The following is a 14,454-nucleotide window of genomic DNA, read 5'->3' on the forward strand; positions in this document are numbered from 1 at the left end:
CTCGATGGGTCATACGTATCACCGAACCGCGTCGCCGCTCTACCCTGAAGGCGTCCGCCGCCTCAGACAGGAGCCCGTCGGTGACCCGAAACGGCCGCCCCACCAGCAGGGACGTCGCCCACGAGGCCGGGGTCTCGCAGTCCACCGTCTCCCTGGTGCTGGCCGGGAAGTGGACCGGCCGGGTCTCCCCCGCCACCGCGCAGGCCGTCCACGAGGCGGCCGCCAGGATCGGTTACCGGCCCAACGAGGCGGCCCGCAGCCTTCGACTCGGCCGCACCCGCACCGTCCTGCTGGTCGTCCCGACCCTGTCCAACCCGTTCTTCGGGGCCCTCTACACGGGAACGGCGCGCGTCGCCGCCGCGCACGGGTTCCGCATCGTGGTCTATCCCTGGCCCGAGCCGGCGCACTCCGCCGCGTTCGGCAGCCCGTTCGCGCACGAGGCCATCGACGGCATCCTCGCGTCGTCCATGGCGCTCGAGATGCTCGGGGGGTTCGGCGGCACCCCGGTCGTGATGCTCGACAGCGACCCGGCGGGCGTGGCCCCCACGGTGGACTTCGACGTCGCCGACGGCATGCGCCGGATCGCCGACCACGTCCTGGGCCTGGGCCACCGCCATGTCGGGCACATCGCCGCCGCCGTGGACGAGTGGACGTTCCGCTCGCGGGGCGAGGCCCTCCACGCCGCCGTCGCGTCCACTCCGGGCGGCCGGGTGACACCCGCGCGCGCCGCCATCGACGTCGCCGCCGCCCGCGACGCCGCCGCCGACCTGCTGCGCCGCCCCGACCGGCCCACCGTGCTGGTCTGCGACGACGACCAGATCGCGGCGGGCGCCTACAAGGCCGCGCGGGCCCTGGGTCTGGAGGTGCCCGGCGACGTGTCGGTCACCGGGTTCGACGACGTCCTGCTGGCCGCCGCGCTGGAGCCCGAGTTGACCACGGTCCGGCTGCCCGCCGCCGCGTTGGGCGCGGAGGGCATGACGGCGCTGCTGGACCTCCTCGACGGCGGCACGCCGCCGTCGCGTTCGCTGCCCGGCGACCTCGTCGTCCGAGGGTCCACCGCTCCCCCGCCGGTCCGCTGACGCGTCGGGCCGGGAGCGGGCGGGCGGTGAATGGCGAATGTCCGACCGCTCCGGTAAAAGAATTCCCATGTCGCATGTGCCGCCGATGGTCCACTCGGAAACCGCGAAAGGCCCCGCCTACCTGCTCGCCTGGGAGAGGTCCCCGGACGGCGCGTGGGACGCCAGCATCGCCTGGATCGAGGTGGAGGGTGAGTCCTGGCAGGGCCGCACCGCCAAGGTCACCGCCCAGGACATCACCCAGATCGAGGGCCAGGACTACTCCCGGGTGGCCCGCCGGGCCCACTGAGCCCGTGGTCAGCCCACGGCCTCGGCACGGCGTCGCGACAGTGCCTCGTTCGCCTCCGGTGCCCCGACGGAGTCGGTGTGCCCGACGACCCGCACGACACCCGTCGCGCTCCGCAGCCGTCCGGCGATCCGGCCGATCCGGGTGCGGGCGGCCGGCGTGAGGGTCGCCTCCCCGAAGTCGAACAGCACGTCGGCGCTGATCCGCACCGTGACCGTGCCGCCCGACGTGCTCTCCTCCTGCAACGGGACGATCGACTGCTGGAGCGCGATGTCCTCGATGGACTCCGCGAGCCCGACGTCCTGGACCGACTCGGCGATCTCCCGCTCGTCGGGCTGCGGCTCCCCCGCCACGGCCGCCGCGGGCCGCCCCGGCAGCAGGACTCCGACCAGCAGCAGCACGGGCAGCAGCCGACGGCCCCTCATCGCGTCACCGGCACGTCGCGGAACGGCGCCCACTGCCCGAACGACACGTCCACCGCGTCCACACCCTCCGGCGGGGCGGCGAACGTGTACGTCTGGACGTTGGGCTGCCCGTTCCGCAGCTTGACGAAGATGGCGTCCGGCTGCAATTCCTTGCCGCCCGCCTTGACGACGCGGTGCCGCTTGAGGTTGACGGTGTCGAGCAGGGCGACGTCCGGCGCGCTGCCGCCGTTGAGGCCGTAGACGCTCATCTGCTCCTGGCCCGGCACGCGCGGGGTGAGCACGACGGTGAGATGGGCCAGCCGGCCCGACACGCGCAACGCCGCGATCCCGACCTCCAGCTCGGCGCCCGCCGCGATCGGGGAGTCGAACGTCTGGCTCGCGATCACCCGGCTCGTGTCGACCGTCCCGACGCCGCCCGCGGCCTCCTCTCGGCCGAGCGCGCCCGGCGCGTTGTTCGCGTCCTTCGCGTCACCGCCGTCGGCCCCGCCGCCGCAGGCCGCCGTCCCGAGGGCCAGCGCCGTGACCGCCGCCGCGACCTTCCACCGTCCGCGCATGTCCACTCCCGTCTCCCGGCCGGGTCCACCGCCCGAACACCGCCCCGCGGTGAGACGCCGATCTTGGCGGGAAGGTTCCGAGGCCCCCGGCCGGGGTGCCTCGCCGAGCGGGGAACTCCGGGAGCGTCAGGCGTTCGCGCAGATCACGAGGTGTCACCCGGGAGCCAGTCGGGAAGGGGCTCGCGGGCGGCGAGCCAGGCGGGCGGGATGGGGTCGGTGCCGTGGTGGGCGGCGATGACACCGCCGACGATCGCGGCCATCGTGTCCATGTCGCCGCCGGCCTCCACGCAGGTGCGGACGGCCGTCTCGTAGTCGTCCAGGTGGGTGGCGATCGTCCACAGGGCGAACGGGACGGTGTCGGGGGCGCTGATCCGGGAACCGTTGCCGAGCGCGGCGGCGGCCTCGGCGGCGGGGCGGCCGAGGAGGTCGAGGGCGCGCCGCAGACCGTCGCGGACCATGCCCTCGGGGGTGTGCTCGACGGCCGTCTCGATCAGCTCCGCGCCCGCGAGGGGACGACCGCGTCCGGCGGCGGCACGGGCGGCGGCGACGCCGATCGCGACACCGCCGGCGACGCCCTCCGGGTGGGAGTGGGTGACCTCGGCGGAGGCGGCGGCCTCGGCGGCGGCCCGTTCGAGGTCGTCGTGGAAGTGGGCGCCGAGCGGGGCGACCCGCATCGCGCCCCCGTTGCCCCAGGAGCCCCGGCCCTCGAACAGCCTCGAGGTGATCTCACGCCAGCGTCCGCCGTGTTTGACGTGGTCGATGAACTGCAGCGCCCCCATGCCGTAGTCGCGGAACGTCTCGGCCCGGGTGGCGAAGGCGCGGGCGAGCGCGTCCTGGTCCACCCGGCCGTGCGCGGTGACGACCTCCAGGAGCGAGCAGGCCATCTGGGTGTCGTCGGTCCACGCCCACGTCTCGGGATGGGCGGGCGACCGCACGGTCCACTCGGCGGGGAAGGCCCGGTTGCCGAACGCGTCGCCCACCGAGAGTCCGATGAGCGCGTCCAGGGCCCGGCGTTCGATGGGGGGCATTCCGGCATTGTCTCGCGACCCGTTCGGGGCCCTCAACGGCATTTCCAACGAAGGCCGGCGGTGCGCCCCGGCACGCGCACTTTGTGCATTGACGCGCGCCCCGCCGTACGCTTGGCTATTGGACGGTCCATATAACAGAGAGGCCGACCATGATCGAGCCCGAGGAGACCGCCCGGGACGGCCCCCGGCCGGACGCCGAGATCGTCATCATCGGCGCGGGGGTCAGCGGGCTCGGCATGGGCATCGCGCTGCGGCGCGCCGGCATCGAGGACTTCGTCATCCTGGAGCGCGCCGACGACATCGGCGGCACCTGGCGCGACAACGCCTATCCCGGCGTCGCGGTGGACGTCCCGGCCCAGGCGTACCAGTTCAGCTTCGCGCTCAACCCGCGCTGGAGCCGGGTGTTCGCACCCGGCGCGGAGGTCAAGGACTACCTGGACGGGCTCGCCGACCGGTACGACCTGCGCCGCCACGTCCGGCTGTCGACCGAGGTCACCGAACGGGTCTGGGACGAGGACGCGGGGCTCTGGCGGCTGCGGCTCGACGGAGGCGGCGAGATCGTCGCACGGTTCGTGATCAGCGCCATCGGGGCGTTCGTGGATCCGAAGCCGCTCGACATCCCCGGCGCCGACCGGTTCGCCGGCCAGGTGCTGCGCTCCTCCCGCTGGGACGCCGACTCCGATCTCACCGGCAAGCGGGTCGCGGTCATCGGAACGGGCGCCAGCGCGGTGCAGCTCATCCCCGAACTGGCGGCCAAGGCGGACCGGCTGGACGTCTACCAGCGCACGCCGATCTGGGTCGCGCCCAAGCCCGACATGATGATCGCGCCGGCGATGATGCGGCTGTACCAGCGGGCTCCGCGCGTACAGGGGGTCGTCCGGCGGGTGGCCACCCGTGGCGTGGAGCTGCTGCTCGTCGACGCGGTCGTCCACCACCGGCGGGCCCCACGCCTGGCGGGGCTGGGCGCCGGGCTGCTGAAGGCGGTGTGGTACCGGTCGCAGGTCCGCGACCCGGAGACCCGACGCAGGCTCACCCCCGACTACGGGCTCGGCTGCAAGCGCCCCTCCGTGTCCAACACCTACCTGCGGACGTTCAACCGCCCCCACGTGTCACTGATCACCGACTCCATCGCCCGCATCACCGAGAAGGGCGTCCAGACCGTGGACGGCCGCGAGCGGCGGGTGGACGCGATCGTGCTGGCGACCGGCTTCCGCCTGGCGAGCGACCCGGAGAACTTCCGCCGCACCCCGGTACGCGGTCGCGACGGGTTCGACCTGGCGACCTTCTACACCGAGAACCGGCTGGCCTCCTACGAGGGCATCAGCATCCCCGGACTGCCCAACCACTTCATGATGTTCGGCCCGTACGGATGGGTCGGCGGCACCTGGCACCAGCTCGTCGAGACCACCTCGCGGCACATCCTGCGGGTCATCACCGAGGCCCGTCGCCGGGGCGCGGCGGTGGTGGAGGTCCGCGCCGAGCCGACCGAGCGGTGGACCGGGCAGATGCGGGAACGGCTGGCCCGTTCGCTGTGGGCCACCAACGGCTGCGGCACCGCCAACAGCTACTACTTCGACCACCACGGCGACACGCCCTATCTGCGCCCGACCAGTTCGGCGCAGGCACGCAAGGCCAGCCGGACGTTCCCGTTGGACGACTACCGCTTCACCCCCGCAGGCACCCCGGCCCGTATCGAGACGCGAACAGCGGAGAGCAGCCCATGACCACCACGCGAGAGCCGATTCCCGACACCGTGCCGCAGCGCTCCGTGCCCGTACGCCGGATGCGCTTCACCCATCCGCAGGGCGCACTGAAACGCCACTACGCGGACGGCGACCTGGTCATGAGCCACCTGGTCTCGGTGCTGTCGGCGACCTTCCCTCCCGGTGAGGATTTCTTCGTCCGCTCGGTACGCCACTACCGCGACCAGATCACCGACCCGGAGCTGGCCGCCCAGGTGCGCGGCTTCATCGGTCAGGAGGTCGTCCACGGTCGGGAGCACGACAACCTCAACAAGATCCTCCGGGGGATGGGGTATCCGACGCACTGGACTCACCGAGCCATCAAGCGGTGGCTGAAGCTGGCCGACCGGACCCTGCCGCCGAGCGTCCGCCTCGGCTTCACCGCCGGGCTGGAGCACTACACCGCCACCATCGCCGAACAGCTCCTCACCAGCCACCGGGCGCAGGCCCTCCTCGGTGACAACCAGGCCCGCAACATCCTGCTCTGGCACGCCTTGGAGGAGTCCGAGCACAAGGCGGTCGCGTTCGACGTCTACCGGGCGGTCGGCGGCACCGAGAACATGCGGATCGCGACGATGCGCGTGATCAGCACGCTGTTGATCGTGCATGTCATTTCGGGGACGGCCCTGTCCGTCCTCACCGACCGCGCCGCCTACAACCCCGTACGGCTCGCTCGGAGCCTCGCCCGCCTGCCCCGGTCGCCGTTCCTGGAGCGCGAGGTCATCCGTCGGCTGCGCGCCTACAACCGACCGGGCTTCCACCCCGACGACCACGACAGCAGCGACCTCCTCGCCCGCTGGCAGGCCGAGCTGTTCGGCCCCGAGGGCTCCCTCACCGACCAGATGCGGTAACCCATGCCGTTCGCCGGGCCGTCGGACCCTCCCGATAGCCTGATCCCGAAGCCGCGATATTGGAGGGAACAGTGGGTTACGGGATCATGCCGTACGCGGTGGACGTGAATGTCCTGCGTTCACCGCACAAGTACGCCGCCGACCCCGACGATTTCCTGGCCTGGATCCAGGACCGCCACTGCACCGACGACGAATGGGAGGCCGGCCCCACCCGGCAGGCGCTCCGGGAGCTTTTCTACGGCGAGCCCCACACCGGCACCGAGGGCCACACTTACGGCTACGCGCTCAAAGCGCTCTGCAGCACTTTCGGCAGTCTGCGGGACAACGGTTCCTGGTACCCGTTCGGGTCGGGTTGGCCCGAGACCGTGCGCAACGCGTTGGCCGACGTCGGGGTGAAGTTCGACCCCGAGGACCTGATGTACTCCGGCCCTCCAGTACCGCTGCCATCCATCGACGACTTCCCCGTCATCGGCCATGTGCTGCGCGACGAGTTGAGGCCGACCTTCGAGGCCCTGAACGCCGCCGACCTGTCCCCCATCGGCGACCGACAGGTCGTCGAGGCCATCACCGAACTCCACGGCTGGATGCGGCACTGCGTGGAGAACGACTACGACCTCGTCTGCTTCTATCACTGAGCCCGTCACGTCACGGCCCTCGGAATGCCGCACGGCCGAGGGGGCAGTGATCTGGGATGAACGAACCACCGGCGCCCATCTCACGCGACCGCTACGACAGCGTCGCGATCATCACCGGGGCGGACTCGGGCATCGGCCGGGCCACCGCCGTCCTGCTGGCCGAGCGCGGCTTCGACATCGGCATCACCTTCCACCGCGACGACGCGGGGGCCCGCCGGACGGCCGAGGAGGTCGCCTCCCACGGCCGTCGCGCGGCGGTGCGCCGTCATGATCTGACCGACCCGCAGGCCGCGGCGACCGTCGTCGACGCGCTCGTCGACGACCTGGGCGGGGTCGGCGTCCTGGTGAACAACGCCGGGACGGGCAGCAGCCGCCCCCTGCTGGACATGGACTTCGACGAGTGGCGTTCGGTGCTCGCCGTCGACCTCGACGGCGCGTTCCTGTGCTCGCAGCGGGCCGCCCGGCGGATGGCCGCCCGCGGCGCCGGCGGCCGGATCATCAACGTCACCAGCGTCCACGAGGAGTTCCCACGGCTCGGCGCCGGACCCTACTGCGCCGCCAAGGGCGGCCTGCGCATGTTGGCCCGCGTGCTGGCCCTGGAACTGTCGCCCCACCGCATCACCGTGAACACCGTCGCGCCCGGCGAGATCGCCACCCCGATGACCGGACAGTCGGACCGGCCTCCGCAACCCGACAGCCGCCCCGGATATCCCCTGGCCCGCCCCGGCGACGCCCGAGAGGTCGCCGCCGCCATCGCCTTCCTCGCCGACCCGGCCGCGTCCTACATCACCGGCGCGTCCCTGTTCGTGGACGGCGCCATGGGCCTGATGGGCCCCCAGGCCGCCTCCGCCCTCACCTCCCCCGACTGGCGCGCAGGCTGATCGGACGTTGAAAGGGGGCCGTTCGCTTAAATTCGGGGATTCTTTGCCTTTTCGGAGGGTAAACGTCGCCCATGGTGGCAGGCATCGTTCGTGCGGCGTCGTTCGGCACCGTTCTCGCGGTGATGGTGACCTCGTGTGCGGCCTCCCATGTCGGGGACGTCGAGGCGACCGCCGCGGCGCTGTTCCAGGCGGTGCGGAACGGTGACGGTGAACGGGCGTGCGCGGCGCTCGTCCCGAAGGCCAGGAGCGGGCTGGAGACGGGCGATTCGCGATGCGCCGAGGAGATCCTCACGCTGGGATTGCGCGGCGGCCCCCTGCGCGACGCCGAGGTCTGGGGGGATCGGGCGCGGGTCCGGGCCGGTGACGACACCGTCTTCCTGACCCGATGGGCGTCCCACTGGAAGGTGACCGCCGTGGGCTGCCGGCCCCGACCGGGGCAGCCGTACGAGTGCGAAGTGGAGGCCTGACCATGAGGGCCGTCTTCATCGTCACCGTGCTGGTGATCGCCGCCGGGCTGGTCTCTTTCACCGTGATCGGCCTGCTGCAACGCTGAACGGACGGAGGAAGGGATGCGCCGATTCCTGCGGGACAACGGGCTGACGCTGTTCTTCCTGCTGATCCTGTTGGGCGCGCTGATCGGGCAGGCGTTCTCCGGGCTGGCCCTCCACAACGAGCAGCAGATCGATCAGGGCGGGCACCCGGTCGGGATGCTCGATTACCTCACCGGCTCGCAGTTCGGTGTCGACGTCATGGAGAACTGGCAGTCGGAGTACCTCCAATTCTTCCTCTACGTCTTCGTCACGACCTGGTTGATCCAGCGCGGCTCGCCCGAATCCAAGGAACCGGGCAAGGAGGGCCCCGAATCCGACGCGGACCAATTGGTCGGCGAGCACGCCACGGACTCGTCCCCCGCCTGGGCGTCCGCGGGCGGTCTGCGCGGCCTGTTGTTCTCCCGCTCGCTGGGTCTGGCGATGGGCGGCATCTTCCTGCTGTCCTGGCTGGCGCAGTCCATCACCGGCCGGGTGGCCCACAACTCCGATCGGCTCGCCGAATATCAGGACACGCTCACGTGGCCCGCCTATATCTCCTCGGCCGAGTTCTGGAATCGCACCCTGCAGAACTGGCAGTCCGAATTCCTGGCCGTGGCCTCCATGGCCGCCCTGTCCGTCTACCTGCGGCAACGCGGCTCCCCGGAGTCCAAGCCCGTGGGCGCCGCCCACCGGGACACCGGGGTCGAGGGCTGACCCGTCGGCCGGCGGCGGTCCCTAGGCGAGTCCGTCGGCGGCCTTGCCGAGCGCGTCGAGCAGCGTGGCGGCGCGGGTCGCCTGGGCCTTGTCGACTCCGGTGGCCAGCTCGGTGACCGCGGCGATCACCCTCCCGATCCCGGCCCGGACGCTCGGGCGTTCGGTGAAGAACGTGGGTGCGGCCAGCCCGCCGGCGAGGTCGACGATCCGGCGGAGCTGCTCGTCGGCGACGTCGTCGAAGATCGTCAGGCCGACGAGCGCCGGCGCGGGCAGCGTCCCGAGCCGGGCCGGCATGATCGTCCAGCGCCTGATCAGGTCGTCGATCTCGGCGGCCCGCAGAACGGTCTGCAGGATCCCCCGGGACCCCAGGCCGACGGCGACCGGCTCGAAGGCGGCGAAGGTCTTCTCCAGCCCCTGCACCTGCGGTCGTTCGTAGCTGCGGTCGTTCACCCACAGCAGCTCCACGACCTCGGTCAGGTGCGCGCTCAGCGTCTTCGCCGCGCCCGGATAGCACGCCTCGACCTGCTTCTCGAGCGTGACCTGCTCGGGCGTCAGGCCCGGCGTCGCGGAACGCGCCGCCGGCGGGGCGATGGGGGATCCCTGGAGCAGCGCGTCGATGATGAGCCCGGCCAGGTGCAGGGGCTCCTCGGCGGTCGTCTCGAACGGCACCAGGAGGCTGCCGGACACCGGGTCGTGGTCGTACCGCAGCACGTCTCCGCCGAGGACGACGCGGAGGCGCATCAGGCGGCTCTTCAGCGCGCTGGTGAAGTGCTCCAGCAGCCGCGCCGCCGCCACCGACCCCGGCCCGTGCTCGCGGGAGATCCAGTAACTGCGGCCGTCCAGGATGCCGAGCTCCTGCAGCCGGGCCTCGACCTGCTGCATCGCCGCCACGTCCTCACCGCTGCGCCGGTCCCACACCGCGGTAGGGGTACAGACGTGGACCTGGGCGTCGTAGGCCCGCAGCCAGATGCGGTTGAGCTTGATGTCGGCCCAGGCCAGGGCGGGTCCGAGGGGGTTGCCCACCGGGCGCGGCGGCTGCAGCGCGCGCCGCTGCGCCTGAACGAGCCCGCGCTCCCGGTAGATGCCCGCAGGGAGTTTCTCGAGCTGCTCCGCCAGGTGCGCCGCCGCCTCGAAATAGGTGTCGGCGTTCCGGGTGCCGATCTCCCCGGCCAGATAGCCCTGGCCCCAGGAGTTCCGGTACGTGTAGTCCTTCACGGGGTGGTCGCCGTGTTCGCGCAGCGCGTGGGAGAGCTCGTGGATCAGGGTCAGCGCCCGCAGCGTCAGCGACTCGGGCGCGTCCGTCCGCAGCGCGCCCGGTCCGAGCTGGACCTGGACATGGGCCTCGTCCACCGCCGAGAGCGTCTGCGCGCCGACGGAGTCGGGCAGGTCGGGGTTGACGACGACCTTGCCCGCCTTGTTCAGCTCGACGAGCCGCCGGTGCAGCAGGGCGAACCTGCGTCCGAACACCGTGTAGTCGGCCGGCTGGAATCCGAACCCCGCGTCCAGCACCTGCGTCGCGGCCAACGCCCCCGGGGCCCCGGCGGCGTCCACGATCTCCTCGACCTTGTCGACGAGCCGGTTCAGGACGGCGACTTCCGTTCCCTGTACGTCTCTCATGATCTCCCCATCGGCCCGGCGTCCGGCGCCTCATGAAATCCCGGACGTATCACCGAGTCAATGAACCGCATTTCGGGGGGATGGACGGACCACGCCCAAAACCACGAGACGCGTCCGAAACGTCGGCGCACATCCGGAAGACCGCGCGCCAGGGCCCTACCCGCCGCCGAATATGGTAGGGGCATAACGAACGGCGCCATGGCCCACAACGGAAAGGCCGTCCGTAAACAGGCTGTGACTCATCTGGGCGACCCCGCGTTCATGCGAGCGTCATATCGGCGCCCGGCCGACGCGGATTCAGCCGGCGGCCGGCGCGGGCAGCGGGAAGAGACGCAGGAACCGGGCCACGACCGCGGTGTCGCCGGTGACCGTCGCCTCCCCGGCGCGCAGCGCGTCGTCGATCGAACGGTCGCCGTAGAGCAGGGCGGCCTGCGTCCGCCGGTCGGTGTCCAGGGTCGCGGCGGGGTCGTTCGCGGCGCCGCCGGCCAGGTGGAAACAGCCGTCGGCGATCTCGACGCGGAACGGGCGCCCTTCGACCACGAGGGTGATCGTCGCGTTGAACCCGTCCGCGGCCCGGGGGTCGAACAGGGAACGCAGGGACAGCAGCAACGAGTCGATGCTGCCCTCGGCGTCGTGCCGGAGCGACGGGGACCGGCTGCCCCAGCGGCCGAGGTGGGTGATGACCGGCTCGAGGCCGGCGCCCCAATCGGTCAGCTCGTAGACCTGGGAGGCCGCGGGCGGGGGCAGCGTCCGCCGGTGCACGACCCCGGCGTCCGTCAGCTCGCGGAGCCGGGTGGCCAGCACGTCCGGGCTCGCGCCCGGGATGCCCGCGCGCAGGTCGGAGAACCGTTTCGGGCCGAGCAACAGCTCGCGGATCACCAGCAGGGCCCAGCGCTCGCCGATCAGGTCGAGGGCGTGCGAGACCGCGCACCCCTCGTCGTACTTCCGCCGCCCGACCATGACACCACTCTACCCGCCGCGATACGACAGTCCGCATCGATGGTTGGAAAAAACAACCAGACTGTTGTACCGTCCAACTCAACGGAAGATCGACGAACGCTCACGAAGAGGAGAGAGCCCATGCCGCAGGTCATCATCGAGGCCCCGCTCGGTGTCCGCGACGACGCGAAACGGCGGATGATGCGGGAGATCACCACGGCGGTCGACGAGGCGTTCCACATCCCGGACGTCCGGATCTGGCTGCGCGAGCATGCGGCCGACAACGTCTCCCAGGACGGGCGCGTCGGCGTCGAACCGATCCGGCCGCTGTGCTTCCTGGAGGTCCCCGAACTGCACGACGTCGACGCCCGACGGACCATGTCCGGCAAGATCGGCGACGCCATCGCCCAGGCGTACGACGGTCTCGCCAACACCGACGAGACCCTCATCCTCATGAACCACTACCCGCTGGAGTACGCCGGGTTCGCGGGCCGGCTCCAGTCCGACGACCCGGAGATGGTCGAGGCCATGCATCGGTTGAACCATGCCGGAACGGAGCTCACCTGAATCACGCCGATTCGCCGGGTGCGGACGGATCAATCGGAGTGGGCGGAAGGCGGCCCGTTCCGACGCCCGGCGGAGTCGTTGTTCTCGCGTTCGCCTTGTTCGTTGATGCGGGCGCGGTAGGCAAGGCGTTCTCGGGCGTCGGGCTGTAGGGCGCGGTCGTCGCGGATGAGGCGTCGGATGGCGTTGAGGATCGGTTCCGGTGTGACGGCGGCGGCCGCGGCCAGTCCGCCGACGTAGCCGGGTACGGCGATCTCGGCCTTGCGGCTCGCCACGGACGCGACGACCGCGCCGGCGACGCGCCCCGGCCCGACCTTGGGAATGGGCTTCATGTCGAGGCCGGAGGCGAGTTCGGTGTCGACGGCGGAGGGCAGCACGGCGGTGATGCTCACGCCGTGGCGGGCGTACTCGCGGCGGGTCGCGGCGGTGAGCCCGACCACGGCGTACTTGCTCGCGTTGTACATGGCCAGGCCGGGGACGGGGAACTTCCCGGCGAGCGAGGCGACGTTGACGATGTGACCGCGTCCCAGGTCGAGCATGCGGGGCAGCGCCAGGCGCATCCCGTGAACGACCCCGAACAGGTTGACGTCGATCGTCAGTCGGTCGAGGTCGTCGCCGAGGTCGAGGAACCCCGCGTTCGGCATGACGCCGGCGTTGTTGACCAGGACGGCGAGGTCGCCGTGCGCGGCCGTGACCTCTTCAAGGAAGGTCCGGAACGAATCCCGGTCCCTGACGTCGAGGTGGTGCGCGGTGCCGTCGACACCCGCCGCGGCCTTCTCGGCCAGGGCGAGGTCGAGATCTCCGATGGCGACGCGAGCGCCTCGAGCGGCGAACGCCTCGGCGGTGGCGCGGCCGATGCCCCGCGCGCCCCCGGTGATCGCGACGGTGGCGTTCTTCAGGTCGATGGGCGGGTAGCGGGTCATGCGGCGGCTCCTCGGGTGCGCGTTCGCGGTCCGGCGTACCCTGGCGTTCCTCCGCGTCCGATCGCCGTTGAGCAGGGGAACCCGCCGCCCGCCACCGGAGGCGACGGGTCAGGCATAGGTGTAGTCCTCCAGCGGGAAGCGGACCGCCTCGCGGTGGGCGTTGAGCGTCGAGGTCGGGCGGAGCAGCGTGGCCTCGCCGTGCTGGTTGAAGTAGTAGCTGTTCGCGGCGGCGCACCGGCCCAGCGAGAAGACCGAGCCGCCGACCTTGCGCGTCATCCGGTCCAGGAACCGGTCGTTCGCCTCCTGGGTGACCTCGAAGACGCGCGCGCCGCGCCTGCGCATCGCGGTGAACAGCCGGTCCATGTGCTTCATCTGGCACTCGATGGTGGTGAAGTACGACAGACCGCTGTAGGAGTACGGGCTGTTCAGCGAGAGCAGGTTGGGAAAGCCGGGAACGGTCACGCCCTCATAGGCCTGGAAGCGGTTGTCGCGCCACCACTTACCGAGGTTCTTTCCGCCCCGGCCGATGATCTCGATGGCGGGAAAGTTGGCGTCCCAAAGGTTGAATCCCGTGGCCAGCAGCAGCACGTCGATCTCGGTGCGGTCGCCGTCGGCGGTGACGATGCCGGTCTCGTCGATCCGCTCGATGCCCGACGTCTTCAGGTGAACGTGCGGCCGGGTGAACGCCGGGAAGTAGTCGTTGGAGAACGTGGGCCGCTTGCAGCCGAACGAATAGCGGGGCAGGAGCTTACGGCGCAGCTCGGGGTCGCGCACCTGGCGGTACAGGTGGGCCCGGCACCACTGCTCGGCGATGCGGTTGCCGATCCGGAAGCGCTTGTAGTGCACCACCCCGAAGATCATCATCAGCTCCAGGATGGAGCCGCCGGCCAGGCGCACGGCGCGCTGGGCGAACGGCAGCCGCGCGAACAGCCTCTGCACCGCCTTGGGGATGCGGTGGTCGGGCTTGGGGCTGACCCAGATCGGCGTGCGCTGGTAGACCGTCAGTTCCGAGACGACCTCGGCCACCTCCGGGATCAGTTGCACCGCGGTGGCGCCGGTGCCGATGATCGCCGCGCGTTTGCCGGTCAGGTCGTAGTCGTCGTCCCAGGCGGTGGTGTGGATGACCTTTCCGCCGAACCGTTCGATGCCGTCGATGTCCGGCACCTTCGGCTGCGACAGGAAGCCGGTGGCGGTGAGCAGGTACGTCGCGGTGACGCTGTCGCCGCCCTCGAGGGCGACCCGCCAGTGCGACTCGTCCTCGTCCCAGCGCGCACCGGTCACCACGGTGCCGAAGCGCATCGACCCACGCAGGCCATAGGTGTCGGCCACGTGCCGGGCGTAACGCTTCAGCTCCGGGCCGGGCGCGAACAGCCGCGACCAGTACGGGTTCGGTTCGAAGGAGTAGGAGTACGTCGACGACGGGATGTCGACGGCCAGACCCGGATACCGGTTCACGTACCAGGTGCCGCCGAGGTCGTCCTCACGTTCGAGGATCAGCAGGTCGTCGTACCCGAGCCGCTTGAGCTGGATCGCCGCGCCCATACCGCCGAACCCGGCCCCGATGATCACGGCGTCGTACTGCGTGGCCATGCGCCACCCTCCAACGGAACGAGATGTCAGCAACGGAACGAGATGTCAGCTTCGGAACTGTATGTCACTCATCCGGCCGGGGACAATAGACTGCGGCCC

At 71.2% G+C, this 14,454-nt stretch carries 16 protein-coding genes; 9 read left to right on the forward strand and 7 right to left on the reverse strand.

The window, feature by feature from the left end; all coding sequences use genetic code 11:
- Positions 1-80: 80 nt before the first annotated feature.
- Both DFJ69_RS07995 and DFJ69_RS08000 read left to right on the forward strand, forming a co-directional pair.
- Positions 81-1,079, forward strand: coding sequence for a LacI family DNA-binding transcriptional regulator (locus DFJ69_RS07995; protein ID WP_116021887.1), 999 nt, complete (start codon positions 81-83; stop codon positions 1,077-1,079).
- Positions 1,080-1,164: 85 nt separating this feature from the next.
- Positions 1,165-1,365 (forward strand): hypothetical protein, encoded by a 201-nt coding sequence (locus DFJ69_RS08000; RefSeq protein WP_147312240.1) that lies wholly within the window; start codon positions 1,165-1,167, stop codon positions 1,363-1,365.
- 8 nt (positions 1,366-1,373) lie between these two features.
- Here the strand turns inward: DFJ69_RS08000 and DFJ69_RS08005 are convergent, their stop codons facing one another.
- The 3 genes from DFJ69_RS08005 to DFJ69_RS08015 all read right to left on the reverse strand — a co-directional run bounded on the left by DFJ69_RS08005 (position 1,374) and on the right by DFJ69_RS08015 (position 3,369).
- Positions 1,374-1,787, reverse strand: coding sequence for an OmpA family protein (locus tag DFJ69_RS08005; RefSeq protein WP_147312241.1), 414 nt, complete (start codon positions 1,785-1,787; stop codon positions 1,374-1,376).
- A complete protein-coding gene (locus DFJ69_RS08010) occupies positions 1,784-2,341 on the reverse strand; it encodes a hypothetical protein (RefSeq protein ID WP_147312242.1) in 558 nt (185 codons plus the stop codon). Before DFJ69_RS08010 ends, DFJ69_RS08005 begins: the two co-directional genes overlap by 4 nt.
- Positions 2,342-2,484: 143 nt before the next feature.
- The gene (locus DFJ69_RS08015; RefSeq protein ID WP_116021891.1) at positions 2,485-3,369 is read right to left on the reverse strand and encodes an ADP-ribosylglycohydrolase family protein; all 885 of its coding nucleotides are present in this window, start codon (positions 3,367-3,369) and stop codon (positions 2,485-2,487) included.
- Positions 3,370-3,518: 149 nt separating this feature from the next.
- On the opposite strand from DFJ69_RS08015, the gene DFJ69_RS08020 reads away from it, so the two are divergent.
- The 6 genes from DFJ69_RS08020 (at position 3,519) to DFJ69_RS08045 (ending at position 8,722) form a co-directional block, all read left to right on the forward strand.
- Entirely contained in the window at positions 3,519-5,093 is a 1,575-nt protein-coding gene (locus tag DFJ69_RS08020; protein WP_116021892.1) for a flavin-containing monooxygenase, read from the forward strand.
- A complete protein-coding gene (locus DFJ69_RS08025) occupies positions 5,090-5,962 on the forward strand; it encodes a metal-dependent hydrolase (RefSeq protein WP_116021893.1) in 873 nt (290 codons plus the stop codon). Before DFJ69_RS08020 ends, DFJ69_RS08025 begins: the two co-directional genes overlap by 4 nt.
- A 71-nt stretch (positions 5,963-6,033) precedes the next feature.
- Complete coding sequence (locus DFJ69_RS08030; protein WP_116021894.1) at positions 6,034-6,597, forward strand: DUF7691 family protein; 564 nt, start codon at positions 6,034-6,036, stop codon at positions 6,595-6,597.
- 56 nt (positions 6,598-6,653) lie between these two features.
- Positions 6,654-7,478 carry an SDR family oxidoreductase gene (locus DFJ69_RS08035; protein WP_116021895.1) on the forward strand — a complete coding sequence of 275 codons (825 nt, stop codon included), beginning with the start codon at positions 6,654-6,656 and terminating at the stop codon, positions 7,476-7,478.
- 71 nt (positions 7,479-7,549) lie between these two features.
- Complete coding sequence (locus tag DFJ69_RS08040) at positions 7,550-7,945, forward strand: hypothetical protein (protein ID WP_116021896.1); 396 nt, start codon at positions 7,550-7,552, stop codon at positions 7,943-7,945.
- A gap of 102 nt (positions 7,946-8,047) precedes the next feature.
- A complete protein-coding gene (locus DFJ69_RS08045; protein WP_116021897.1) occupies positions 8,048-8,722 on the forward strand; it encodes a DUF6766 family protein in 675 nt (224 codons plus the stop codon).
- 21 nt (positions 8,723-8,743) lie between these two features.
- Here DFJ69_RS08045 and DFJ69_RS08050 read toward each other — a convergent pair whose 3' ends face one another.
- Together DFJ69_RS08050 and DFJ69_RS08055 are read right to left on the reverse strand one after the other, a co-directional pair.
- Entirely contained in the window at positions 8,744-10,339 is a 1,596-nt protein-coding gene (locus DFJ69_RS08050; protein WP_116021898.1) for a M35 family metalloendopeptidase, read from the reverse strand.
- A 297-nt stretch (positions 10,340-10,636) separates the two neighbouring features.
- On the reverse strand, positions 10,637-11,299 hold the full coding sequence (locus tag DFJ69_RS08055; protein ID WP_116021899.1) for a winged helix-turn-helix transcriptional regulator: 663 nt from the start codon (positions 11,297-11,299) through the stop codon (positions 10,637-10,639).
- Positions 11,300-11,419: 120 nt separating this feature from the next.
- On the opposite strand from DFJ69_RS08055, the gene DFJ69_RS08060 reads away from it, so the two are divergent.
- Positions 11,420-11,845 (forward strand): tautomerase family protein, encoded by a 426-nt coding sequence (locus DFJ69_RS08060; protein WP_116021900.1) that lies wholly within the window; start codon positions 11,420-11,422, stop codon positions 11,843-11,845.
- Positions 11,846-11,874: 29 nt separating this feature from the next.
- On the opposite strand, the gene DFJ69_RS08065 is transcribed toward DFJ69_RS08060, so the two are convergent.
- A complete protein-coding gene (locus DFJ69_RS08065; RefSeq protein WP_116021901.1) occupies positions 11,875-12,765 on the reverse strand; it encodes an SDR family oxidoreductase in 891 nt (296 codons plus the stop codon).
- Between the two features lie 108 nt (positions 12,766-12,873).
- Positions 12,874-14,355, reverse strand: coding sequence for a flavin-containing monooxygenase (locus DFJ69_RS08070; protein ID WP_116021902.1), 1,482 nt, complete (start codon positions 14,353-14,355; stop codon positions 12,874-12,876).
- Positions 14,356-14,454: the final 99 nt, after the last annotated feature.

Origin of the sequence: Thermomonospora umbrina (assembly GCF_003386555.1) — a bacterium.
In the GTDB taxonomy this organism is placed as follows: Bacteria; Actinomycetota; Actinomycetes; order Streptosporangiales; family Streptosporangiaceae; genus Thermomonospora; species Thermomonospora umbrina.

Excerpts from the sequence above, each read along its gene's own strand:
- DFJ69_RS08000 (WP_147312240.1), top strand. The coding sequence starts at position 1,165 with ATGGTCCACTCGGAAACCGCGAAAGGCCCCGCCTACCTGCTCGCCTGG.
- DFJ69_RS08005 (WP_147312241.1), bottom strand. The coding sequence starts at position 1,787 with ATGAGGGGCCGTCGGCTGCTGCCCGTGCTGCTGCTGGTCGGAGTCCTG.
- DFJ69_RS08010 (WP_147312242.1), bottom strand. The coding sequence starts at position 2,341 with ATGCGCGGACGGTGGAAGGTCGCGGCGGCGGTCACGGCGCTGGCCCTC.
- DFJ69_RS08015 (WP_116021891.1), bottom strand. The coding sequence starts at position 3,369 with ATGCCCCCCATCGAACGCCGGGCCCTGGACGCGCTCATCGGACTCTCG.
- DFJ69_RS08020 (WP_116021892.1), top strand. The coding sequence starts at position 3,519 with ATGATCGAGCCCGAGGAGACCGCCCGGGACGGCCCCCGGCCGGACGCC.
- DFJ69_RS08025 (WP_116021893.1), top strand. The coding sequence starts at position 5,090 with ATGACCACCACGCGAGAGCCGATTCCCGACACCGTGCCGCAGCGCTCC.
- DFJ69_RS08035 (WP_116021895.1), top strand. The coding sequence starts at position 6,654 with ATGAACGAACCACCGGCGCCCATCTCACGCGACCGCTACGACAGCGTC.
- DFJ69_RS08040 (WP_116021896.1), top strand. The coding sequence starts at position 7,550 with ATGGTGGCAGGCATCGTTCGTGCGGCGTCGTTCGGCACCGTTCTCGCG.
- DFJ69_RS08045 (WP_116021897.1), top strand. The coding sequence starts at position 8,048 with ATGCGCCGATTCCTGCGGGACAACGGGCTGACGCTGTTCTTCCTGCTG.
- DFJ69_RS08050 (WP_116021898.1), bottom strand. The coding sequence starts at position 10,339 with ATGAGAGACGTACAGGGAACGGAAGTCGCCGTCCTGAACCGGCTCGTC.
- DFJ69_RS08055 (WP_116021899.1), bottom strand. The coding sequence starts at position 11,299 with ATGGTCGGGCGGCGGAAGTACGACGAGGGGTGCGCGGTCTCGCACGCC.
- DFJ69_RS08060 (WP_116021900.1), top strand. The coding sequence starts at position 11,420 with ATGCCGCAGGTCATCATCGAGGCCCCGCTCGGTGTCCGCGACGACGCG.
- DFJ69_RS08065 (WP_116021901.1), bottom strand. The coding sequence starts at position 12,765 with ATGACCCGCTACCCGCCCATCGACCTGAAGAACGCCACCGTCGCGATC.
- DFJ69_RS08070 (WP_116021902.1), bottom strand. The coding sequence starts at position 14,355 with ATGGCCACGCAGTACGACGCCGTGATCATCGGGGCCGGGTTCGGCGGT.